This is a genomic window from Rhodococcus sp. 06-1460-1B (genome assembly GCF_002258475.1).
Taxonomy (GTDB): domain Bacteria; phylum Actinomycetota; class Actinomycetes; order Mycobacteriales; family Mycobacteriaceae; genus Rhodococcoides; species Rhodococcoides fascians.
The window spans coordinates 201415-224235 of record NZ_NOYS01000033.1; the positions used below are offsets into that span (position 1 = coordinate 201415).

Sequence of the window (22821 nt, forward strand, 5' to 3'; positions counted from 1 at the left end):
CGTGACGACTGCTGTGACCACCAGGAAGGACGAGGCGTACACCGCGCTCGGCGTCGTCCTGGATCCCGAATTGGACGAGCCCATCACCGATCTCGGGTTCGTGCGATCCCTCGAGGTCGATGACGGCACAGTGCACGTTCATCTTCGACTGCCCACGTCGTTCTGCTCACCGAATTTCGCGTATTTGATGGCGGGAGACTCCAAGGACGTGTTGACGGCGTTGCCGTGGACCGAGCACGTTCTCGTCGAACTCGACGATCACCACGACTCGGACAAGATCAATGCCGGCCTCGCCGCCGACGCCGGCTACCGCGGCACCTTCGGACACGAGGCCGAGGAGGATCTCGACGAACTACGCGCGACGTTCCGTCGCAAGGCGTACGTGGCGGCGATGGAACGGTCGCTCATGGCGTGGTTGCGCGCCAATCCCGACTCGACCGAGAACGACTTGGCCGCAGTGGTTCTCGGAGATCTACCGGATGATCGCACCTCGACCGCGCTGCTTCGCCGACGCGAGGCTCTCGGCCTGCGGACCGATCCGGCCGCACCGGCACTAGTAGATCATGCGGGTCGCCCGCACACCGGCGACCTGACGATGGTGATGCGACGCGCCCGCGCCACCCGCGTCTCGATCGACGGTAATGCGCACTTCTGCCGCGGATTGCTGCAGACCCGCTACCCCGGCGCAGAGGAACAGCAAGTCCCCCGCGAAGAGGGCGCGTTCGTTCCTCTCACCACTCTCACTGTCCCCCTCCGCACTACACAGGAGCATGTTTCATGAGTTCGATGCGCGCCGTCCAGGTCGTCGGATATCACAAGAATCTGGAGATGACCGAGGTTCCGATTCCGGAAGTACAGGGCCCACTCGACGTCATCGTCAGGATCGGCGGTGCCGGCGTGTGCCGTACCGATCTGCACATTCTCGAAGGCCAGTGGGCCGAGAAATCCGGCGTCACACTGCCTTACACGATCGGCCATGAGAACGCCGGGTGGGTCCACGCCGTCGGCTCGGCCGTCACCAACGTCCGCGAGGGCGACAAGGTGATTCTGCATCCACTCGTCACGTGCGGGTTGTGCCGGGCGTGCCGCTCGGGCGACGACGTCCACTGCGAGACGAGCGATTTCCCGGGTATCGACACCAACGGTGGATACGCCGACTATCTGCGGACCAATGCGCGAACCGTCGTCAAGATCGATGATTCACTCGAACCGTCCGCAGTCGCTGCACTTGCCGATGCCGGCCTGACGGCATATCACGCGGCCGCGAAGGCGGCCCGGCGTCTGACTCCCCGCGACAAGTGCGTCGTCATCGGAGCAGGCGGCCTCGGCCACATCGGCATTCAGGTACTCGAGGCACTCTCCCCCGCAGAGCTGATCGTCATCGACCGCAATGCCGACGCCGTGAAACTGGCGCTCACCTTGGGGGCCGATCACGCGGTGGTCGCCGACGGCAGTCAGGTCGATCAGGTCATGGAACTCACCGGCGGCTTCGGAGCCGAGGTGGTACTCGACTTCGTCGGTGAGAACGGTTCCACGGCAGAGGGATTGGCCATGACGAGGCGGGCCGGCGACTATCACGTCATCGGGTACGGCGAGAACGTCGACGTCCCGACCATCGACCTGGTGTCGGCGGAGAAGAACATCGTCGGCAATCTCGTCGGGTCCTACAACGACCTGTGCGATCTGATGTCCCTCGCCGCCCGTGGTGCCGTCAACCTGCACACGCAGACGTACGCCTTGGACGACTTTCAGAGTGCCATCGACGACCTCGACAACGGTCGGGTTCGCGGCCGCGCGATTCTCGTACCGTGAAATCGGGTATAACCCAGATTCGTCACTACAACCACAGGGAGCAACGTTGATCTTCATCACCGCCAAGTTCAAGGTGAAGCCCGAGCACGCCGACAACTGGCCCGAGATCTCGCGCGATTTCACCGAAGCCTGCCAGGCCGAGGATGGATGCCTCTGGTACTTCTGGTCGCGCACCCTCGACGACCCCACCGAATACGTCCTCGTGGAAGCGTTCAAGGATCCGGATGCCGGTGCCGCCCATGTGAATTCGGATCACTTCAAGCAGGCCCAGAAGGATCTCCCGCCGTACCTGCAGGAGACCCCGAAAATCATCAGTCAAGAGGTCGACGGCACCGACTGGAACGAACTGGGCGAGCTCGCGGTCGACTAGGTCCTTTCGCGATCCCGGATCACCTGGCCGAGTGTCATGATGGCGTCGGCGAACTGCCCCGGCAACTCCTGGGGCGGGTTGTGGCCGCACTCGACCTGACGAACATCGATCAGATCGGTGAAGTGCGCCGTGTGGTCTGTGCGGCCGTACAACGAGGCGACGGTGTCCTCGGTCGGATCGATCACGACCGTGGGCACCGTGATCGCCGGTTGCCGTGTGAGCAACTCCTGCGTCGCGGCGCAAGCGACGTCCCCCGCCTCGATGCCGTATCGGTGCCGATAGGAATGCACGGACACATCCACGAAATCGGGGTTGTCGAACGAGGGCGCGGTGGCCGCGAATTCGGAGTCCCCGAACCTCCATGTCGGCGACCAATCCGTCCACAGTGTCTGCGCGATCTCGGCGCGGTAGGCCGCGAGCCCGGCCCGGCCGCGCTCGGAGTGCAGGTAGTACTGATACCAATACCGCTTCTCGAGGTGCGGCAGCACGGGCGTGGACACCGCCGCCTCGATGTCCTGCACGAGGTACCCGGACACGCTCACCAGACCGGACACCAATTCCGGCCACAGCGCGGCGACGACGCACGCCGCTCGGCCACCCCAGTCGTAGCCGGCGACGATGGGGTCGTTCAGCTCCAGGGCGAGGATCAGCTCGCGAAGATCGTGGCCGATCGCAGCCTGTTCACCCGAGCGCATCGTGTCGGCGTCGACGAAGCGAGTCGGTCCGAAGCCGCGCAGGTAGGGCACCACCACGTCGTAGCCGGACTGAGCGAGCAGCCTGGCGACGTCGTCGTAACTGCGCGGGTCGTACGGAAACCCGTGCATCAGCACTACCGATCGACCCGACGGATCACCGACGCGTTCGTACGCAACCTCCAGCACCCCTGCGCGAATCATCATGGGTCCATGCTCGCATTGCCGGGCTGAGGGTCAGCTGCTCAACACGTCCTGCATGCCGGGAGCGAGAACATTTGAGAGGTCGGTCCAGGGGATTGTGATCGTGACGAGGCCGATGCCATAGGCCCCCACCTGGTAGTCACCGAAGTGAATGTTCATACCTTCCGGCGATGCCGTCCAGTTGCCGAAGTTGGCCACCGTCGGCTCGATGCCCGAGCGCTCGAAGCTCGCGCCCGCGCGGGTGGACGGGAGAATTGCCGCTGCTCGATCGGACAGTCGAGACAGACCGACATCGAGGTCGGTGAAGGCATCACCGAGAGTGATCGGCTGTGCGGTATCGGCGTCGATCGTCACGGTCGCAAGCAGTGAATTACCGTGCGCTCCGGGCGGTACGGCGATCCAATCGGTGATCTGTTCGGCACTGATCACCCGCCGCCCGACATAGGTCGTACCCGTCGAGTAGCCGTCGCTGAGAGCGAAGTCGTTCCCGTAATCGCGGTCGATCTGGTCCTGCAACGCCGCGCGCATCGACTCGTTGAACTCCGCTGTCACGGCCGGATTGCCGCCGCTCAGCTGTGGAATCGCGACATCGTAGGTCGCACGCGCTGTCGATCCGGTGATGCGCGTACTGCCGACGACGTACGGCTCGGCGGCACTCGAGGTAGTGGTTGGCGTTGTAGACGTCGGCTCGGCGCGCTCGGTGGTGGCGGTGACATCGGTTGTGGTCGGTGCCGATACGGGCGTGGCAGTTCCGGAGGTGGAGCAGCCCGCGAGGGCCGCTGCCAGAGCGAGTGCGACCGTCATCGAGCGGATTCGCGTCATGCCCCACACTAACCACCGAACAGCCGACAACTCCGCTGCTAGCGTCGAACCTCCCGGGTCTCCGACCGGCCCACGTTCGGAAAGGGAGTTCGATGAAAACGACGAGCATCATCACCAATCTGCGGGTTCCGGACGTCGACGAGGCCAAATCGTTCTACACCGAGTTCCTCGGTCTGAAATCCGAGGAGTTCGATATGGGGTGGGTCGCGCGGCTGTCGTCACCCGATCGCCCGGTGAGCGTTCAGCTGGACGAGCGATCGGAGCGCACCCGAGGATTCGGTGATGTCGGTGCACACCGACGATGTCGACGGCGCGTACGCCGAAGCGCTGAAACTGGGCTACGAGATCGTGCACCCATTGACGACCGAGCCGTGGGGTGTGCGCCGCTTCTTCGTTCGCGCTCCCGACGGCAACGTCGTCAACATCGCGTATCACCAGGACTGACTACAGCACACGAAAAAGCCCGACCCCCTCGAAAGGGAGTCGGGCTTTTTCAGCGAGGGGCTGGACTCAGAAGTCCATGCCGCCCATGCCACCGGTCGGATCGCCAGCGGGCGCTCCGGCCTTCTCGGGCTTGTCGGCGACGACGGCCTCGGTGGTGAGGAACAGAGCCGCGATGGACGCTGCGTTCTGCAGCGCCGAGCGGGTGACCTTGACCGGGTCGTTGATGCCTGCAGCGAGCAGGTCCTCGTACTCGTTGGTCGCGGCGTTGAGGCCGTGACCTGCGGGCAGGTTGGAGACCTTGTCCGCAACGACGCCGGGCTCGAGGCCTGCGTTGAATGCGATCTGCTTGAGCGGGGCGGACAGTGCGACGCGAACGATGTTCACGCCGGTTGCCTCGTCACCGTCGAGCTTGAGGTTGTCGAGTGCGGGCGCTGCCTGGAGCAGTGCCACGCCGCCACCGGCGACGATGCCTTCTTCGACGGCTGCCTTGGCGTTACGCACTGCATCTTCGATGCGGTGCTTGCGCTCCTTGAGCTCGACCTCGGTTGCCGCTCCGGCCTTGATGACTGCAACGCCACCGGCCAGCTTGGCCAGGCGCTCCTGCAGCTTCTCGCGGTCGTAATCGGAATCGGAGTTCTCGATCTCGGCGCGGATCTGGTTGACGCGACCGGCGATGGCGTCGGAATCTCCCGAGCCCTCGACGATGGTGGTCTCGTCCTTGGTGATGACGACCTTGCGTGCCTGACCGAGCAGCTCGAGTCCGGCGGTCTCCAGGGAGAGGCCGACCTCTTCGCTGATGACCTCGCCGCCGGTGAGGATGGCGATGTCGGCGAGCTGCGCCTTGCGGCGGTCACCGAATCCGGGTGCCTTGACGGCGACGGACTTGAAGGTGCCACGGATCTTGTTCACCACGAGGGTGGAGAGAGCTTCGCCCTCGACGTCCTCGGCGATGATGACGAGCGGCTTGCCGGACTGGATGACCTTCTCCAGCAGCGGCAGCAGGTCCTTGACGGTGCTGATCTTGGAGCTGACGAGCAGGATGTACGCGTCTTCGAGGACGGCTTCCTGACGCTCTGCATCGGTGGCGAAGTACGCCGAGATGTAGCCCTTGTCGAAGCGCATGCCCTCGGTGAGCTCGAGCTGCAGGCCGAAGGTGTTGGACTCCTCGACCGTGATGACGCCTTCCTTGCCGACCTTGTCCATGGCCTCGGCGATGAGCTCGCCGATGGACGGGTCGCCTGCGGAGATGCCAGCGGTAGCAGCGATCTGCTCCTTGGTGTCGATCTCCTTGGCGGACGCGAGCAGCGACTCGGTGACGGCTGCAACAGCCTTCTCGATGCCGCGCTTGAGGCCGAGCGGGTTCGCGCCGGCTGCGACGTTGCGCAGGCCTTCACGGACGAGTGCCTGGGCGAGAACGGTAGCGGTGGTGGTGCCGTCGCCTGCGACGTCGTCGGTCTTCTTGGCGACCTCCTTGACGAGCTCGGCACCGATCTTCTCGTAGGGATCTTCGAGCTCGATCTCCTTGGCGATGGAAACACCATCGTTGGTGATCGTGGGAGCTCCCCACTTCTTCTCGAGTACGACGTTGCGACCCTTGGGGCCCAACGTCACCTTTACTGCGTCGGCGAGGGCATTGAGGCCTCGCTCGAGGCCACGGCGTGCCTCTTCGTCGAACGCGATGATCTTGGCCATTGCGAAGTGATCCTCCGGATTGGGGGTGACACATTGCTGGCCGAGCTCGGTGCCCGCGACGGACGACCAGGGGTGTCGTTGATTCCCCGGCCTCACCGTGTCCCGACCTGGCACTCACGTGTCGAGAGTGCCAACTGCATTTCTAGCACTCGCCCATGGCGAGTGCAAGGTCGTATGCCGTCGGCGAACCCCCGCACCCCCATGCTCGACGCCACCGCGCCACGAAGGTTCCGAGCAAATGCTCAGCCGAGCCGATATTTGTCACACACTGTTCACACCCGTACGCATTGTTTACATCGGAATACTGTGCGGTGGACCCTCGACGCCAATACCGTTGGGTGACAACGGCTTCGACGCCGAAAAATTCGGACAAAACCCCGCAAATGCGACAAGTGAGGATCGAACATGTCCGATACGGTCGACACTTCGTACGACAACTCGGCGATGGACCACGAGGAAGAGGGCTACCACAAGGGCCTCAAACCTCGACAGTTGCAGATGATCGCGATCGGTGGCGCAATCGGCACCGGCCTGTTCCTCGGCGCGGGCGGACGCCTCGCCAGTGCCGGCCCCGGCCTGTTCCTCGCCTACGCCCTCTGTGGAATTTTCGTCTTCTTCATTCTCCGTGCCCTCGGCGAATTGGTGTTGCACCGCCCGTCGTCGGGCAGCTTCGTCTCGTACGCTCGCGAGTTCTTCGGCGAGAAGGCCGCATTCGTCGCCGGGTGGATGTACTTCCTCAACTGGGCGATGACGGCCATCGTCGACGTCACGGCCATCGCGACCTACATGCATTACTGGGGAAGTTTCGAGGTGATTCCGCAGTGGGCCATCGCGCTGGTCGCACTGGTTCTGGTGATGAGCCTGAACCTGGTGTCGGTCAAGTGGTTCGGTGAAATGGAGTTCTGGGCGGCCATGATCAAGGTCATCGCGCTGGTGACCTTCTTGATCGTCGGCATCGTCTTCCTGGCCGGCCGCATCCCCGTCGGTTCCGAGATGCCCGGAATCAGCCTGATCACCGACAACGGCGGCCTGTTCCCGTCCGGCGCGTGGCCCCTGGTCATCGTCATCTCGGGCGTCGTGTTCGCTTATGCCGCAGTGGAACTGGTGGGTACCGCGGCCGGTGAGACCGAGAACCCGGAGAAGATCATGCCGCGGGCGATCAACTCGGTCATCGCCCGTATCGCACTGTTCTACGTCGGCTCGCTGGTACTGCTCGCACTACTGTTGCCGTACACCGCATATCAGGCCGGTACCTCGCCGTTCGTGACGTTCTTCTCGAGCATCGGCCTCGGCGGCGCGGGCACCATCATGAACATCGTGGTGCTCACCGCGGCGCTGTCCAGCCTCAACGCCGGTCTCTACTCGACCGGCCGAATTCTGCGGTCGATGGCGATGAACGGCAGCGCACCGGAATTCACCAAGAAGATGACCAAGGGCGGAGTACCGTTCGGCGGCATTCTGCTGACCTGCTTCATCACCCTGTTCGGTGTCGCCCTCAACGCCATCGCCCCCGGCGAGGCGTTCGAGATCGTGCTCAACATGTCCGCACTGGGCATCATCGCCAGCTGGGCGACCATCGTGCTGTGCCAGATTCAGCTGTACCGCTGGTCCAAGAAGGGCATCCTGAAGCGGCCCAAGTTCCGACTGTTCGGTGCGCCGTACACGAGCTACGCGACGCTGGTGTTCCTGTTCGGCGTGCTGGTCCTGATGGCCTTCGATGCCCCGATCGGCTCGTGGACCATCGCGACCCTCGTCGTCATCATCCCCGCACTGATCGGCGGCTGGTTCCTGGTGCGCACCAAGGTGCTCTCGGTGGCCGAAGAACGAATGGGCTACACCGGCCAGTACCCGGTGGTGGCCAACCGTCCGACCGAACCGGAGGAGTGACCCTTCCCAACCCCCTCTCGAGCCAGGGCCCCGCATCGACCCGATGCGGGGCCCTGCTCATGGAGTCAAGAAAACCTGAGCCATCGCGAGCGGGTGAACGGTGAGCGTCGCGCCGGCGGCTCCGGCACTCCGGCAGAAACAGCAGCAGCCACGGCATCGGCAAGCTCCACGCAGGTCTGGAATCGATCCGCCGGGTCCTTGGCCAACGCGCGTGCGACCACCGCGTCGAGACCCCGCGGCAGTGATCGCCGACGCCTCGTCACCGCAGGCGGTTCGGCCGACAGATGTGCGGCGGTGATCGCGAGCGGCGTGGCCAACGGGTACGGCGTTCGCCCGGTCAGCAATTCGACCAGCGTCGCCCCCAATGCGTAGACGTCGGTCTGCGCGCTCAGCACTCCCCCGCGAAGCAGTTCCGGTGCCGCGTAGTGGATGGACGCCAGTACAGTTCCGCCGACGACCAGCGGCGTCGAGTCGTCGACCAGACGCGCAATTCCCCAGTCGGACAACAACACTTGCTCGTACCCGTCTACTCGCTCGGTGGAGATGAGGATGTTCGACGGCTTGACGTCGCGGTGCAGGACGCCGTTCGAGTGGGCATAGTCGAGGCCCTTGGCCACCTCGGCGACGATGCGCGCCACACGGGAGACGTCGAGAGGGATCTGACCGCGAGCGACCAACCGCGCCGCGCTGTACCCGTCGACGTAGTGCATCGACATCCACAACTGGCCCTCGAATTCACCGTGTTCGTGCACCGACACGATGTTCGGATGCACCAGCAGCTCGGCCACCGTGGCCTCGGTCCGAAATTTGGTGCGCAGTCGCGGCGAGCGCGAGGCGTCGTGGTCGAGGATCTTCAGAGCTTCGAGCCGATCGTGTCCCCGGCCGAGTACGAGGTACACCTCACTCATGCCGCCGACCCCGAGGCGACGCTGCACCCGGAAGCCGGCGAACTCCGCACCCGGCTGCAGCTGGCCGGGCGTCATGGAATCACCTGCTGCGCAGCCTCACTCACAGCCCACAGGCTCACGAGAGGGACGATCGGACGAAGCCGCAGCATCGACAGAACTGTAGTCCGCGGGGCACATTCCGGCGACTCGGTGGTGCCGCCGGGGCGTGCGGCAGTTTCGCCACCAGCGCCGATGTCGCTTATGGTGTTTACCGGTACTTGACCGAAACAAGAGAAATATAGCGGCATACCGATAGTGGTCAGCCGATCACCGTGACTCGAGTTCAAAGGAAGTCAAGTAAATGAAAGCTGTGAAGGAAGCGTGGGGAGGACTGCTCAAACCGGTCTTCGTGCCCGCGTCCATCATCATCTTCGTCATGATCGCCTTCTCCGTGGTCTATTCGAGCACCGCGGCGGATTCGTTCGACACACTCAACAAGGCGATCACGTCCGGCGTCGGCTGGTGGTACATCCTCGCCGCGACCGGCTTCGTACTGTTCGCGCTGTACTGCGGCCTCAGTAGGGTCGGCAACATTCGTCTGGGCCGAGACGACGAGAAGCCGGAGTTCGGCGTCCTGTCCTGGTTCGCGATGCTCTTCAGCGCCGGCATGGGAATCGGCCTGGTGTTCTACGGCGTCGCCGAGCCCCTCTCGCACTACGTGACACCACCCGAGGCCGGAGGCATCCCCGGCAGCACCGACGCGTCCGCACGCCAGGCGATGGAGCTCACGCTCTTCCACTGGGGTCTGCACGCATGGGCCATCTACGTGGTCGTCGGCCTCGGTATGGCGTACATGACCTACCGCAAGGGTCGCCCGCTGACCGTGCGTTGGCTGCTCGAGCCACTGCTGGGCCGCAAGCGCATCGAGGGTGCAATCGGGCACACCATCGATACGGTCGCCATCGTCGGCACCCTGTTCGGTGTGGCGACCTCGCTCGGATTCGGTGTGCAGCAGATCTCCGCGGGGCTGGAGTACCTCGGCTGGGTGGAGACCACCAACTGGTTCGTCATCCTGCTCATCGCCGCCATCACCGGCATCGCCACCTTCTCGGTGGTCAGTGGAGTGTCCAAGGGCCTCAAGTGGCTGTCCAACATCAACATGGGTCTGGCAGCTGCGCTCGCCCTGTTCGTGCTGCTCCTCGGCCCGACGCTGTTCCTGATGCAGTCCTGGGTGCAGAATCTCGGCGGTTACGTCCAGGCCCTGCCCGAGTTGGCGCTGCGCACCTCTCCGTTCTCCGACGACGGTTGGGCCGGCGGCTGGACCATCTTCTACTGGGGCTGGTGGATGAGCTGGGCACCCTTCGTCGGCATGTTCATCGCCCGCATCTCTCGCGGTCGCACCATCCGTGAATTCGTCTTCGGCGTACTCCTGGCACCGACCATCGTCGGTTCGCTGTGGTTCACGATCTTCGGTGACACGGGCATTCTGCGGCAACGAAACGACGGCGATCTGCTCGACGCCGAAGGGGCCGTGAACACCAACACCAGTCTGTTCCAGGTGCTCGACGGTCTGCCGATTGCGGCGTTGACCAGCGTCATCGCCATTGCTGTGATCGTGTTCTTCTTCGTGACGTCCTCGGACTCCGGCTCGCTGGTGATCGACATCCTCGCGACCGGCGGCGAGCTGGAAACCCCGAAGATCACGCGGGTGTACTGGGCCGTCCTGCAGGGCGTGGCTGCGGCTGTGCTGCTGCTGATCGGAGGAACCAGTTCTCTGACTGCCCTGCAGACGATGTCGATAGCCACGGCAGTACCGTTCTCGATCGTGTTGGTGCTGGCATGCGTGTCGATGCTCAAGGCCTTCCGCTACGACGTCGCCACCACCCCGCGGTACTTGCGCGTCACCGCGACACCCGATGTCGGGGAGGACGAGCCGGAGACCGCACCGGTGTCACCGGCGGCACGCAAGCGAGTGAGTGCCGGGATTTCGTCGACGTTCTCCGGCTTGGCACCGTCCCGGGAAGGGGTGACGCCGCCGCGCACGGACGGCAGCGTCGTGCTGGCGGTGCACGAGGTGCCCACCGAACAACTCGAAATTCACCCCGAGACGGGTGCGGTCGAGTACTCCGGTGACAACGCACCGGTCGATCCCCTGGGCGGCGAAGTGTTCGACACCCAGGAGTTCGCAGATTCGGCCGAAGGCCAGAACGTCAAGAACGGCGACTGAACACCTTCTCACCCACCGATCTCTGGCCCTCGCGACACGTTCGCGGGGGTCAGAGGTTTTTCGAAGCCCAGTCGGTCAGTGCTTGCAGTGACGGCAGCAGCGCCGCTCCGGACGGCGTCAGGCTGTACTGCACCGAGAGCGGCGGTCCATGGTCCACTGTTCGCTGGACCAGGCCGGCTTTGCCGAGCTCTCCGAGCCGCTCGGACAGGACCGAATCGCTGATGCCACCGACGGCCCGGCGTAGGTCCGCAAATCCCATCGACCCGTTCATCAGGGTGGCCAGCAGAATTCCGTTCCATCGCTTGCCGAGGAAGCCGAACGCTTTGGTCAGAGCTCCGTCGCAGGCACGAGGTTCGTGAGTGGGTTCGTTCGCGGCCATGACCCCACCGTACCGAAGTGCTACTGTCTGCCTTGCCACTTCTGTTTCACTAGTGGCCTCAGAAATGAAAGCAGGGCTCATGTTCATCGCAACAGTCGTCGTGTCGGTGCTGCTGGCCGTGGCACTCACGTTCTCCGCCGTCGGGAAGTTGACGCGCAACCCCTCCGTCGTCCCGATGCTCGAGCAGGTGGGCGTGCCCGCCGACAAGATTCCGCGGCTGGCCTACGCGGAGATTCTCGGTGCCATCGGCCTGCTCGTCGGCCTGTTCGCATGGCCGATCGGGGTCGCGGCAGCCATCGGCGTCATCGCGTACTTCGTCGGAGCAGTCGTCGCGCACCTGCGCATCAAGGACAAGGAATTCGGTCCGGCGGCAGGCCTGGCCGTGTTCGCCGTCGTTGCCCTGGTCCTACGGGTGCTCAGCGCCTGACCAGTCGTAGTCCATCTGGCCCGCGGTGGCGAGAGCCTGATCGGCGCTCGTCCACCGCGCGACCAGATGCAGCGCAAGGTCCAGGCCTGCACTGATACCGGCCGACGTCGCCAAATCACCGTGGTCGATGTATCGAACTCCCTCATGCACGGCCAGCGCGGGCCAGCGGGTGCGCAACAGGTCGAGGTCCTCCCAGTGCGTGGTGACCGGACGCGAATCGAGCAGGCCCGCCGCGGCGAGAACGAAAGCACCGGTGCACACCGATGCGACAACTTCTGCGGTGGGTCGAAGTCGCTGCAGCCACTGAAGCACTCGGCCGTCCGCTTCGACCGCGTCGACGACACCGCCGGGAACCAGGACGAGGTCGTAGGTCCGTGGATCGTCGATCGTGGTGTCGACGCCGATCCTCATCCCACCTCGCGCGCGTACCGCTGCGTCGTCGAGCCCGACGAGCGTCACGTCGAAAGGCACCGCGCTACCGGCACGTTGTGCCACCCGATTGGCCACCGAGAACACCTCGAACGGCCCGCAGGCATCGAGCACCTCGACGTCGTCGAACAACAGAATCGCAATACTTCTCATTTTCGCCCTCAGCTGCTCGTGGTCGAAACGATGACGGGCACCATGATCGCTGCCGTCACCGCGGCATTGACGTCCGAGACCGCTTTGCGGACAGCTGCACCCGCCCACTCACCCTCGGCGATCTGCTTGGCCCTCGTCTTCAGCACCTTCTTGTCGGCATCGACGATGACCTTGTGCGTCAGATCGACTGCCGAGATCAGTGAGATCAGAGCAGCCGAATGCGGCGTCGGCGTCGTGCCGTCGACGAGAGCACTCCGCAGTGCATCCCGCAGCACCTTCTCCCGCGAGGTGTCGCGAGCCGGCCACGTCGTCGTCGGGAAAAGCCCCCAGACCTTGTCCTGCTTCTCGGTGACGAAGCCCTGCGCGACCAGACGCGCAGCCAGTTCCTTCGCCAGATTCTTCTGCGACTTTTCGATCACCTTCTGCGGCTTCATCGACCGCGACGCCGTTGCCACCAGATCGAACACCCGGCGCAGCAACGGGTCCGCGGGCGGATCTCCCGCGACGACGACGTGGTCCTTCTTGGTCTGCTCACCGGGACAGGTGATGCGGAGCGACCCGCCCAGGGCGAGCTCGACGACCAGCGCACCCGCGAGAACACGGGGCAACTTGGTGGAATCGGCCGATGGCTTGCCCGATTCGTCGTCGAGCAACAACAGCAGCAGGTCCTCCGCAATCAAGGTCATGCTGCGAGATTACCCACAGTGCGCACTCGATTTGCGGTGTTCATCCGCGCGAAATCGACTGTTCAGTCGGCCCCGCCCATTCAGTTGATCAGACTCTGCCAATTCGAGGGCACCCGTTCACGAGGGCCCGGAACCGTCTGGTCGAGCGGATGATGTTGCGGCGGAGCAAGTTCGGGCCCGTCGTACATCTGCTCGTCCTCGTAGTTGTAGAACCAGTCCTCGCCGGGCTCGAAGCTGCGCACGAACTGGTGCCGAGTGGATTCGGCATGCTTGCTGGCGTGCTGCGACGGAGACGAATCACAGCACCCGATGTGCCCGCACTGCGCACACCGCCGCAGATGCACCCACCACCCCTGCGTCTGCGTGCACTCCACGCAGCCCGGGCCGGACGGCGAGACTGTCGGATCGATACCGTCGATTGTCATGATGCCTCCTCGATTGCTGGATGAACGGGCAGTCGCACGATGAATCGGGTGTCCCCCGGCTGGGACACCACTCGCAGATCGCCCTGATGTTTCTTCACCACGATCCGCCACGAGATGTCCAGACCGAGCCCCGTGCCCTCACCGACGGCCTTGGTGGTGAAGAACGGCTCGAATATTCGCGACCGAATGTCCTCCGGCACACCGGGTCCGGTATCGCACACCTCGATCTGCACCTGATCGTCGTCGAGAAGTGTGCGGACGGTGAGCGTGCCGCGGCCCTCCATGGCCTGCACCGCATTGTCGATCAGATTGGTCCATACCTGATTGAGCTCGGCGGCATACGCGGGAATGGGCGGGACCGACGGGTCGTATTCCTTCACCACGCGGATATCGTCACCGATCTTGCGCCCCAACATGATCAGCGTGCTGTCGAGTAGTTCCCGCACATCGACGGTCTGGTACGGCGCTCGATCCATCTGCGAGTACTGCTTGGCCGCGCCGACCAGAGTGGAGATCCGAGTGGTCGAATCCGAGATCTCGTTCATCAACAACTCGGTTTCCACCGTGTAGTTGAGCCACCTGATCGCCCCTTCGAGCATGGCCGGATCCCCCACCGTCGCCGACACCCGATCCAGCCACGGCACGTCGAGACCCGCCGAGACGAAAGTGGGGGCCAGATCCCATCCCCCGTCGATTCCGTTGTCGTCGAACCACTCTCCGAGCTCGTCCTCCCGGTCCGACGCTTCCATTGCGGTGAGCTTCGGAGCCTTGGCCACCAACTCCACGGCCTCGTTCTGCAGTCCGACCAGATGCGACAAGCTCGAGCGATCGAGAGTCCCGCCGGCAATCATTGCCAATTTCTGCCGCATGTGCGCCACCCGATTTCGCAACGCGGACGTCGCCCGCACCGCGGCCGCGGCCGGATTGTTCAGCTCGTGCGTCAACCCGGCCGACAGAGAACCCAACGCCAACAAGCGTTCTCGCTGCTCGACGACCTGCTTGGTGTTCTGATTTCCGAAGAACAATCCCTCGAGCAGATGCAACGCCATCGGGAACCACTCGCGCACGATCGAGGCGAAGCAGTCGGCATCGAGGACGAAGAACCGGGACTGCGCGGTCACCCGCATCGAACCCTGATAGGTCTGCGGTACTCGATCGCCCAGATACGCCTGCCACGCACCGGCATACACCCCGCGCTGCGAGGTGCGATTGACCACCAGGTCTTCCCCGCCCGAGAGCTTCGAGAGCACCACCGAGCCCTCGATCAACACGTAGAAGCACGTCGCTGGGTCGCCCTCTGCGTACACCGGCCCCGGCTCGATCGTTTCGATACGGCCGTCTCGACACAGCTCGGCGAGCTGTGCGTCGGTGAGCTGCTCGAACAAGAACAGCGTCCGCAACTCCTCCGGATCGCACAGGGGCGCGTTCACGGATTTGCCAGGTATCTGTGCACCAACATCACGGCCATCGCTCCTTCTCCCACTGCCGAGGCAACCCGCTTGGCCGAGTCCGACCGGACGTCCCCGGCCGCGAACACTCCCGGCACGCTCGTCTCGAGGTGATGCGGCAACCGCGCGGGTGTCCACCCGGCAGGACCGCGGCCGTCGACCACCAGATCGGGGCCCGTCACCACGAATCCGTGATCGTCACGCACGAGCACGCCGTCGAGCCAATCGGTACGCGGTGCCGCGCCGATGAACAGAAACAGATACTGCGCGTCCACCGTCGTCGTCTCGTCGGTTGCCCTGTTGTGCAGCGTGATCTGCTCGAGGTGCCCGTCACCGGAGACGCCGACGACCTCGGTACACGGCCGAACGCTGATCTTCGGGTTCTCCTCGATCTGCTTGATGAGGTAGTACGACATCGATGCCTCGAGGGACGCCGCGCGGATCAGGATCGTCACCGACCTCGCGCCCCGTGAGAGATACACCGCTGCCTGGCCTGCGGAGTTCGCGCCGCCGACGATGAAGACGTCCTGCTCGGCGCAGCGAGCTGCCTCGGTCATCGCCGATCCGTAGAACACTCCGCGACCGGTGAAGTCGTCGATTCCGGGGGCCTCCAACCGGCGGTACGCGACGCCGGTGGACAGGATGATCGTCTGGGCGCTGATGCTGCGGCCGTCGGCGAACCGCACGGTCCGCGCAGCGCCGTTGGCCTCCAAGGCCACGACGTCCTGCGTGGTGACCACCTCGGCACCGAACTTCAGCGCCTGCCGCCGAGCCCGCTCCGCGAGTTGTGCACCCGAGACGCCGTCGGGAAAACCGAGGTAGTTCTCGATGCGTGAACTCTGCCCGGCCTGCCCGCCGGTCGCGGTGCGCTCGATCAACGTGGTGCGCAGGCCCTCGGACGCGCCGTAGAGCGCAGCGCCGAGACCGGCCGGGCCGCCGCCGATGACGACGAGGTCGTAGAACTCTTCCGACGGCGAGACCGTCAGCCCCAGGCGGTTGCCGAGTTCGGCATCGGACGGCTCGATCAACGCGTCACCTTCGGTGGTGATGACCACCGGCAGCCGGTCGTCGGCCACTCCGGCCGCCGCCAACAGCCGCGCACCCTCCGATTCGTCGGACATGTACCAGCGGTACGGCAGTTGATTGCGGGCGAGGAACTCCCTGATCTCCGAAGACCGCGCAGACCAGCGGTGGCCGACGATCTTGGTGTCCTCCACCGCCCGGTGGTCGTACGCACACCAGGCTTCGAGCTGAGCGTCGAGGACGGGGTAGAGCTTTTCCTCGGGTGGATCCCACGGCTTGAGCAGGTAGTAGTCGAGATCGATGACGTTGATGGCGTCGATCGCAGCGTCGGTGTCGGCATAGGCGGTGAGCAGGATTCGCCGCGCCGTCGGGAACAGATCCATGGCCTGTTCGAGAAATTCCATGCCGCTCATGTTCGGCATGCGGTAGTCGGCCAACAGGATCGCGACCGGAGTGCCGCGCAACGTCAGTTCCTTGAGCGCATCGAGCGCCCCGGCACCGGATTCCGCGCGCACGATGCGGTACTGCTCGCCGTACCGGCGGCGCAGGTCGCGGGCGACCGAACGCGATACTCCGGGATCGTCGTCGACGCTGAGAATGACCGGTTTCATGACCCTCCAGGACTGGTGCTCGTCAACCTCATGAGCATGCCACCACCGGACCCCCTATGGGAGGTGAGTGACGGCGTCGAGCCTGGGAACAGCAGGGTCAGATTCGGCCGCGCCTGATCAGATCGATCTCCTGCGGGGTGAGCAGCCGCTCGAGCTTCTCGGCAGGCCAGGTACGCGGACTGCCGCTCATCCTGGCGGTCTTCAACAGGGGCAGATCACTGCTGGTACGACGCATTATCGACTGTAATTTCACGGTGGATCACTCCGAACAATTTCTTCGTTGGTCCCGACACTCCGCTTGCTACATCGATCAGTGTCCGCCCGGCGTTAACGCCGGGCTGGGATCTCGTACGGCGTTTCGCGCCGAAAGACCGTTTCTCCCCGCTCTACGTGGGGTAAACATCGGCCCACATCAACTGATCGGGGAACGTTCGTGAACACGTCGGGAAAATCCACGTCGGGACATTCGGGAGCAGGCAAATCGGCTACAGGAAAATCACTGGCCAATTCAGTTCAGGACAACGGTGCATTCGAGAAGGCGGCCCGGGCCGGCCACTTCGTCAGCGGAGTGCTGCACATCCTGATCGGGTACATCGCCATCCGATTGGCGTTCGGTCAGGGCGGTAACGCCGACCAGTCCGGAGCACTCGCAGAACTGGCCGAGAAGCCCGGCGGCAAGATCGCACTGTGGGTTGCCGTCGTCGCGTTCGTGGCACTGGCCCTGTGGCGCATCGTCGAGGCCATCGTCGGCAAGAAGTCCGATTCCGACGAGGGCAGCGCGATGGATCGACTCAAGGCGGCGGCGCTGGCCGTCGTCTACATCGCCTTCGCATTCTCTACCTACGGTTTCGCGACCGGATCCGGTAAGTCCAGCGGACAACAGAACGCCGGCTACTCGGCGCGACTGATGGAATCCGGTGGCGGCAAGCTCGTACTGATCGTCATCGCCCTGATCGTCATCGGCGTCGGCGGATACCACGTCTACAAGGGCGTCTCGAAGAATTTCCTCGACGACCTCGAAGGCAGCCAGAGCGGAGCGGTCGTCAAACTCGGTATCGCCGGATACGCGGCCAAGGGCACGGCGCTCGTGGGAGCCGGAATCCTCGTGGTCGTGGCGGTACTGCAGTCGGACCCGTCGAAGGCCACCGGAATCGACGGCGCCGTCAAGACCCTGGGAGCCCAGCCGTACGGGCAGGTTCTGTTGATCCTCGCCGGCGTGGGAATCGCTCTTTACGGCCTGTATGCGTTCGTCTTGGCTCGCTTCGCTCGCATGTGAGCGGGAGTGGAGCTCGCTTCGCTCGCATGTGAGTGGAAGTTCGTAGTGGGCTACGAGGTTTCACTCACATGGTGGCCGAGTGTGGTCACGGCCGCATAGGATGCACACGATTGGTGTGACGATCAGTTGCAGCTATTCCTACAACCCGGAGGCCCACGTTGAGCAAGACCCTCGAAGCCACGATCGACATCGATGCCAGTCCGCAGGCCGTGTGGTCGGTCGTCTCGGACCTACAGCGCATGGGCGAGTGGAGTCCGCAGTGCAAGAAGATGAAGGTCTTCGGCGGACCCGTCGGCAAGGGCACCCGAACGCTCAACATCAACCGCAAGGGCCTGCTCGTCTGGCCGACCAGCGCCAAGGTCGTCACCTTCGAGCCGAACAAGGCACTGGCGTTCCGCATCGTCGAGAACAAGACGATCTGGTCGTACACGCTCACTCCGACGGCAAACGGAACCACCGTCGTCGAGAAGCGGGAAGCACCGAGCGGCACCTCGGCCGTGTCGTCGCTGCTGGTCAAGCGGATCCTCGGCGGGATCGACGAGTTCGATGTCGAGCTGGTCGAAGGCATGAACAGCACGCTCCGACGAATCAAGACCGAAAGCGAAAAGTCGAGCCGAAAATAACTTTTCTCAGGAAGGTTTCAGGTTTGTTGCCCCTGGGCATCCATGGTTTCGACAAGCAATCGAACACACGGAAAGTGGGGGCAACACATGTTGGGTCTCGGAATCATCGGCTGGATCATCATCGGCGGGCTCGCAGGCTGGATCGGCAGCAAGATCATGAAGACCGATGCTCAGATGGGCATCATCCTGAACATCGTCGTCGGCATCATCGGCGGCCTCATCGGCGGTTACCTGCTCAAGGTCTTCGGCGTCGACGTCGAAGGTGGCGGCCTGATCTTCAGCTTCATCACCTGCATCCTCGGTGCATGCATCCTGCTGTTCCTGGTCAAGCTCGTGACCGGTCGCAGCCGCGTCTGATTTCACTCGCACTTCCCGACTGCCGGGGCCGCTCACGTACTCTGTGAGGGCCCCGGCAGTCGTTTTGTTCGCCGTCCGATCAGTCCCCGGCGTCCAATCCCTGCCCGCATCCGAGCTCGCCCGACAGTAAGAGGAGACCGTGGCACGCCGTCCCGCCCCGATTGATCAACCACCCCGCACGGGAGTGGCTCACATCGTCGACCTGGTTCGCGAAACGGTTCCACCGCTACACCCCGCCGGACTGCCCTTCGTCGGCGGTCCCCTGGCCGTCGCAGTGCTCGCCCGTCGGTCGAAGTGGGTCCGCAATGCCGGGCTCGTCGCCGCAGGAGCCTGCGCCACCTTCTTCCGCCACCCGTCGCGGGTGCCGCCGAACCGCCCCGGCGTCGTCGTCGCTCCCGCCGACGGTTTGGTCACCCTCGTCGACACCGCCGTCCCGCCCGCCGAGCTCGATCTCGGTGCACAGCCCGTGCCGCGAGTGAGCATCTTCCTGTCCGTTCTGGACGTGCACGTGCAGCGTGTTCCCGTCGGCGGACGCGTGGTCGAGGTCGTACATCGCCGCGGCCAGTTCAAGTCCGCCGACCTGGCCGAGGCCAGTGAGGTCAACGAGCGCAACAGCATGCACATCGAGACCGAATCCGGCCACCACGTCGGCGTAGTTCAGATCGCCGGTCTCATCGCTCGACGCATCGTCAACAACGCGAAGGTCGGAGACGTGCTCTCCATCGGCGACACGTACGGCCTGATCCGATTCGGCTCCCGCGTCGACACCTACTTCCCGGCCGGGACGACGCTCCTCGTCGAACGCGGCCAACGAGCGGTCGGTGCCGAGACGGTACTCGCCGAGCTCCCCCAGTAGAAACGACATGATCACCAGACGCGCCAAGCCGCCTGCTGCTATCCGTCTGCTTCCGTCGGTCGTCACCATTCTCGCGTTGTGCTCCGGGCTGTCGGCGGTCAAGTTCGCTCTCGACGGTCAACTCGGAACCGCACTCGCGATGATCGGTGCCGCTGCGATACTCGATGCACTGGACGGCCGCATCGCTCGTCTGCTCGACGCCACCAGCAAGATCGGTGCCGAGCTGGATTCTCTGTCCGATGCAATCTCGTTCGGCGTCGCGCCCGCCCTGGTGCTCTACGTGACTCTGCTCGAGGGCAGTAGTGGCGGTTGGATCGTCGCACTGGTGTACGCCGTGAGTATCGTGCTCCGCCTCGCCCGGTTCAACACCCTGCTCGACGAGGACGACACCCCGGCGTACGCCCGCGAGTTCTTCACCGGGGTCCCCGCACCCGCAGGTGCACTCATCGCGCTCGCCCCGATCGCTGCATTCGAGGAATTCGGCGACGGCTGGTGGGCCTCGTTCTACGTCGTCGCCGGCTGGTCGATCCTCACCGCCGGTCTGATCGTCAGCACCATCCCCACTCTCGCGCTCAAGACGGTCTCGGTGCCACCGCGCTTGGCCGCCGGTTTGCTGGTGTTGGTCGCGCTGCTCGCTGCCGCGCTCATCACGTTCCCGCTGGTCCTGCTGATGGGATTGGTGTTCGCCTACCTCGTGCACATTCCGTTCGCGGTGCGCTCGCAGCGCTGGACGGCTGCACGCCCGTACACGTGGGATGCGAAGCCGGCCGAGCGTCGCGCGGAACGCCGCGCCATTCGACGGTCGCCCGGCAACGCGCGCCGGTCGCAGGCGCGTCTGGGACTTCGCCGACCGCGCAGCTGACGACCCCATTAGGTTGGACGTGTGACCGAATCCCGAACCCCCGAGCTCGTTCTCACCACCCGATTGAACACCTCGGCTGCCGACGCCAGGCGAGGCGTCGTCCGGCTCCATCCCGAGGTCTTGGCGGCGCTCGGTCTGCGGGAATGGGATGCCGTCTCGCTCATCGGTTCTCGGCGTACGGCTGCGGTGGTTGCCGAGGCTCCCAGCGGAATCCCGCAGGGTACCGCGCTGCTCGACGACGTCACGCTCTCCAATGCCGGACTGCGCGAAAATGCTTCTGTGGCAGTCGCTCCCGTGACGGTCTACGGGGCGAGAACCGTCACGGTCACCGGGTCGGCCTTGGCCACCGGTTCCATTTCCGACGCCACCCTGCGCCAAGCGCTGCTCGGCAAGGTCCTCACCGTGGGCGACACCGTGTCGCTCCTCCCCCGCGATCTGGGGCCCGGCACATCGACGTCGACGGCCACGCAGGCACTGTCGCGAACGTTCGGGGTGGCGTGGACGACCGAACTGTTGACGGTCTCGGCCGTCGAACCCTCCGGCGGTCCCGTGAGCGTGCAACCCAATTCTGCGGTGAGCTGGGGACGCGGCACGGTCGCCTCGGGATCACCTGAATCAGCCTCGGCCACATCGGTTCCGACGCTCGGAGCTGCGGCCCCGCCACGCGTCAGCGCAGCCGACCTGGTGGGTGTGAGCACTGCACAGGCCAAACTCACCGAGTGGCTACGACTGGCGCTCGACGAGTCGGAACTGCTCGCCACCCTCGGCGCATCTCCGCATCTGGGTGTGCTGATCACCGGCCCCGGCGGAGTGGGCAAGACGACGTTGGCACGCGCCGTCATCGGCGAACGGCGATGCGTCGTGCTGGACGGGCCGTCGATCGGCGCATTGGAGGCGTCGGCTCGCGTCGAACGCGTCACTGCTGCGGTGGACGAACTGACCGGCTCGGGGGTGCTGCTGATCACCGATGTCGACGCGTTGCTGCCGTCCGATCCGGAGCCTGCGTCGACGTTCGTCCTCGATGTGCTGCGCCGTGCCGTGGACACTCCGGGCTTCGCACTGATCGTGACGACGGCACATCCCGAGGCCACCGACGCCAGAGTGCGTGGGCAGGATCTGTGCGATCGCGAACTGACCCTCACTCTCCCCGATGCCGCCGGTCGCAGAGCGTTACTGGAGCATCTACTGAAGAAGGTCCCTCAGGGTGATGTCGACCTCGTCGAAATAGCTTCACGGACACCGGGTTTCGTTGTCGCCGATCTCGCTGCCCTGGTGCGCGAAGCGGCGCTACGAGCGGCCGCGCGAGCATCGAACGATGCGACGGCCGCCTCACTGATGCACGACGACCTGATCGGCGCGCTGCAGGTGATTCGGCCGTTGTCACGATCGGGGGCCGAGGAATTGGCGATCGGCAGCCTCTCCCTCGAGGACGTGGGAGACATGGTCGAGACCAAGCAGGCCCTGACCGAGGCCGTCCTGTGGCCGCTGCGTCATCCGGATTCGTTCGCGCGCTTGGGCATCGAGCCACCGCGCGGAGTTCTGCTGTACGGCCCACCCGGATGCGGCAAGACGTTTCTGGTGCGCGCCCTGGCCAGTTCGGGCCAGCTCAGCGTGCACTCGGTCAAGGGCGCGGAACTGATGGACAAGTGGGTCGGATCCTCGGAAAAGGCTGTGCGTGAACTGTTTCAGCGTGCCCGCGACTCCGCCCCCTCGCTCATCTTTCTCGACGAGGTCGACGCCCTCGTACCGCGTCGCGGGCAGAGTTCGGATTCCGGTGTCGGCGACCGAGTGGTCGCGGCACTGCTGACCGAGCTCGACGGCGTCGAACCACTGCGCGACGTCGTCGTTCTCGGCGCAACGAACCGGCCCGATCTGATCGACCCGGCTCTACTACGACCCGGCAGGCTCGAGCGCCTGGTCTTCGTCCCGCCGCCGGATGCCGATGCGCGAGTGGACATCCTGAAGGCGTCGGGCAAGTCGACCCCGCTCGCCGAGGATGTCGATCTCGAATCCCTCGCACGCGATCTCGACGGCTACTCCGCCGCGGACTGCGCAGCCCTGCTGCGCGAGGCCGCACTGACGGCGATGCGTCGGTCGATGGACGCAGCGGACGTCACCGCCGACGATGTCGCCACCGCTCGGGCGACGGTCAAGCCGTCACTCGATCCCGAGCAGGTGGCGCATCTGCGGGCTTACGGGTCGTGAGCGGAAACTCGTAGCAGGCTACGA

General features: G+C 64.6%; 23 protein-coding genes and 1 pseudogene. 13 read left to right on the forward strand and 11 right to left on the reverse strand.

Going from position 1 to position 22821, the window contains the following annotated elements:
* Nucleotide 1: 1 nt before the first annotated feature.
* From CH268_RS19240 to CH268_RS19250, 3 genes are read left to right on the forward strand one after another with little or no spacing between them, the layout of a single operon-like run.
* Nucleotides 2-781, forward strand: coding sequence for an iron-sulfur cluster assembly protein (locus CH268_RS19240; RefSeq protein WP_080731069.1), 780 nt, complete (start codon nt 2-4; stop codon nt 779-781).
* A 5-nt stretch (nt 782-786) separates the two neighbouring features.
* The gene (locus CH268_RS19245; protein WP_027498442.1) at nt 787-1812 is read left to right on the forward strand and encodes an NAD(P)-dependent alcohol dehydrogenase; all 1026 of its coding nucleotides are present in this window, start codon (nt 787-789) and stop codon (nt 1810-1812) included.
* 46 nt (nt 1813-1858) lie between these two features.
* On the forward strand, nt 1859-2182 hold the full coding sequence (locus tag CH268_RS19250) for a putative quinol monooxygenase (protein WP_094665596.1): 324 nt from the start codon (nt 1859-1861) through the stop codon (nt 2180-2182).
* On the opposite strand, the gene CH268_RS19255 is transcribed toward CH268_RS19250, so the two are convergent.
* Together CH268_RS19255 and CH268_RS19260 are read right to left on the reverse strand one after the other, a co-directional pair.
* On the reverse strand, nt 2179-3081 hold the full coding sequence (locus CH268_RS19255) for an alpha/beta fold hydrolase (RefSeq protein ID WP_094665598.1): 903 nt from the start codon (nt 3079-3081) through the stop codon (nt 2179-2181). The genes CH268_RS19250 and CH268_RS19255 overlap by 4 nt on opposite strands.
* Nucleotides 3082-3111: 30 nt before the next feature.
* Nucleotides 3112-3900, reverse strand: a complete 789-nt coding sequence (locus CH268_RS19260; RefSeq protein ID WP_094665707.1) for an RsiV family protein — start codon at nt 3898-3900, stop codon at nt 3112-3114.
* A 92-nt stretch (nt 3901-3992) separates the two neighbouring features.
* Between CH268_RS19260 and CH268_RS19265 the strand changes: the two are divergent.
* Nucleotides 3993-4344 (forward strand): annotated as a pseudogene (locus tag CH268_RS19265) (VOC family protein).
* 66 nt (nt 4345-4410) lie between these two features.
* On the opposite strand, the gene groL reads toward CH268_RS19265, so the two are convergent.
* Nucleotides 4411-6036 carry a chaperonin GroEL gene (gene groL / locus CH268_RS19270; protein ID WP_008713461.1) on the reverse strand — a complete coding sequence of 542 codons (1626 nt, stop codon included), beginning with the start codon at nt 6034-6036 and terminating at the stop codon, nt 4411-4413.
* A 405-nt stretch (nt 6037-6441) separates the two neighbouring features.
* Here groL and CH268_RS19275 point away from each other — a divergent pair, with 405 nt between their 5' ends.
* Nucleotides 6442-7923 carry an amino acid permease gene (locus CH268_RS19275; RefSeq protein WP_027498447.1) on the forward strand — a complete coding sequence of 494 codons (1482 nt, stop codon included), beginning with the start codon at nt 6442-6444 and terminating at the stop codon, nt 7921-7923.
* A 65-nt stretch (nt 7924-7988) separates the two neighbouring features.
* On the opposite strand, the gene CH268_RS19280 is transcribed toward CH268_RS19275, so the two are convergent.
* Entirely contained in the window at nt 7989-8906 is a 918-nt protein-coding gene (locus CH268_RS19280; protein ID WP_094665600.1) for a serine/threonine-protein kinase, read from the reverse strand.
* Between the two features lie 265 nt (nt 8907-9171).
* Between CH268_RS19280 and CH268_RS19285 the strand changes: the two genes are divergently transcribed.
* Nucleotides 9172-11037, forward strand: a complete 1866-nt coding sequence (locus tag CH268_RS19285; RefSeq protein WP_094665602.1) for a BCCT family transporter — start codon at nt 9172-9174, stop codon at nt 11035-11037.
* 49 nt (nt 11038-11086) lie between these two features.
* Here CH268_RS19285 and CH268_RS19290 read toward each other — a convergent pair whose 3' ends face one another.
* The gene (locus CH268_RS19290) at nt 11087-11416 is read right to left on the reverse strand and encodes a winged helix-turn-helix transcriptional regulator (RefSeq protein ID WP_094665604.1); all 330 of its coding nucleotides are present in this window, start codon (nt 11414-11416) and stop codon (nt 11087-11089) included.
* 79 nt (nt 11417-11495) lie between these two features.
* Between CH268_RS19290 and CH268_RS19295 the strand changes: the two genes are divergently transcribed.
* Complete coding sequence (locus CH268_RS19295) at nt 11496-11843, forward strand: DoxX family protein (protein WP_094665606.1); 348 nt, start codon at nt 11496-11498, stop codon at nt 11841-11843.
* Here the strand turns inward: CH268_RS19295 and CH268_RS19300 are convergent.
* The 6 genes from CH268_RS19300 to CH268_RS27960 form a co-directional block, all read right to left on the reverse strand.
* Nucleotides 11823-12425 (reverse strand): DJ-1/PfpI family protein, encoded by a 603-nt coding sequence (locus tag CH268_RS19300; protein WP_027498452.1) that lies wholly within the window; start codon nt 12423-12425, stop codon nt 11823-11825. The genes CH268_RS19295 and CH268_RS19300 overlap by 21 nt on opposite strands.
* Nucleotides 12426-12433: 8 nt before the next feature.
* Nucleotides 12434-13111, reverse strand: coding sequence for a GOLPH3/VPS74 family protein (locus tag CH268_RS19305; protein WP_094665607.1), 678 nt, complete (start codon nt 13109-13111; stop codon nt 12434-12436).
* An 80-nt stretch (nt 13112-13191) separates the two neighbouring features.
* Nucleotides 13192-13536, reverse strand: coding sequence for a UBP-type zinc finger domain-containing protein (locus CH268_RS19310; protein ID WP_032390651.1), 345 nt, complete (start codon nt 13534-13536; stop codon nt 13192-13194).
* Nucleotides 13533-14966, reverse strand: a complete 1434-nt coding sequence (locus CH268_RS19315; RefSeq protein ID WP_032390652.1) for an ATP-binding protein — start codon at nt 14964-14966, stop codon at nt 13533-13535. The genes CH268_RS19310 and CH268_RS19315 overlap by 4 nt, the downstream gene beginning before the upstream one ends.
* Complete coding sequence (locus tag CH268_RS19320) at nt 14963-16618, reverse strand: FAD-dependent oxidoreductase (protein WP_094665608.1); 1656 nt, start codon at nt 16616-16618, stop codon at nt 14963-14965. The genes CH268_RS19315 and CH268_RS19320 overlap by 4 nt, the downstream gene beginning before the upstream one ends.
* Nucleotides 16619-16715: 97 nt before the next feature.
* On the reverse strand, nt 16716-16853 hold the full coding sequence (locus CH268_RS27960) for a hypothetical protein (RefSeq protein WP_155288428.1): 138 nt from the start codon (nt 16851-16853) through the stop codon (nt 16716-16718).
* A 264-nt stretch (nt 16854-17117) separates the two neighbouring features.
* Between CH268_RS27960 and CH268_RS19325 the strand changes: the two genes are divergently transcribed.
* The 6 genes from CH268_RS19325 to CH268_RS19350 all read left to right on the forward strand — a co-directional run bounded on the left by CH268_RS19325 (nt 17118) and on the right by CH268_RS19350 (nt 22797).
* Nucleotides 17118-17894, forward strand: a complete 777-nt coding sequence (locus CH268_RS19325; RefSeq protein WP_027498457.1) for a DUF1206 domain-containing protein — start codon at nt 17118-17120, stop codon at nt 17892-17894.
* 158 nt (nt 17895-18052) lie between these two features.
* On the forward strand, nt 18053-18517 hold the full coding sequence (locus CH268_RS19330; RefSeq protein ID WP_057472693.1) for an SRPBCC family protein: 465 nt from the start codon (nt 18053-18055) through the stop codon (nt 18515-18517).
* Between the two features lie 87 nt (nt 18518-18604).
* Entirely contained in the window at nt 18605-18874 is a 270-nt protein-coding gene (locus CH268_RS19335) for a GlsB/YeaQ/YmgE family stress response membrane protein (protein WP_027498459.1), read from the forward strand.
* Nucleotides 18875-19013: 139 nt separating this feature from the next.
* Nucleotides 19014-19730 carry a phosphatidylserine decarboxylase gene (locus CH268_RS19340; RefSeq protein WP_094665610.1) on the forward strand — a complete coding sequence of 239 codons (717 nt, stop codon included), beginning with the start codon at nt 19014-19016 and terminating at the stop codon, nt 19728-19730.
* Between the two features lie 7 nt (nt 19731-19737).
* Nucleotides 19738-20592, forward strand: coding sequence for a CDP-alcohol phosphatidyltransferase family protein (locus CH268_RS19345; protein ID WP_027498461.1), 855 nt, complete (start codon nt 19738-19740; stop codon nt 20590-20592).
* Between the two features lie 21 nt (nt 20593-20613).
* Nucleotides 20614-22797 (forward strand): AAA family ATPase, encoded by a 2184-nt coding sequence (locus CH268_RS19350; RefSeq protein WP_094665611.1) that lies wholly within the window; start codon nt 20614-20616, stop codon nt 22795-22797.
* Nucleotides 22798-22821 lie beyond the last annotated feature (24 nt).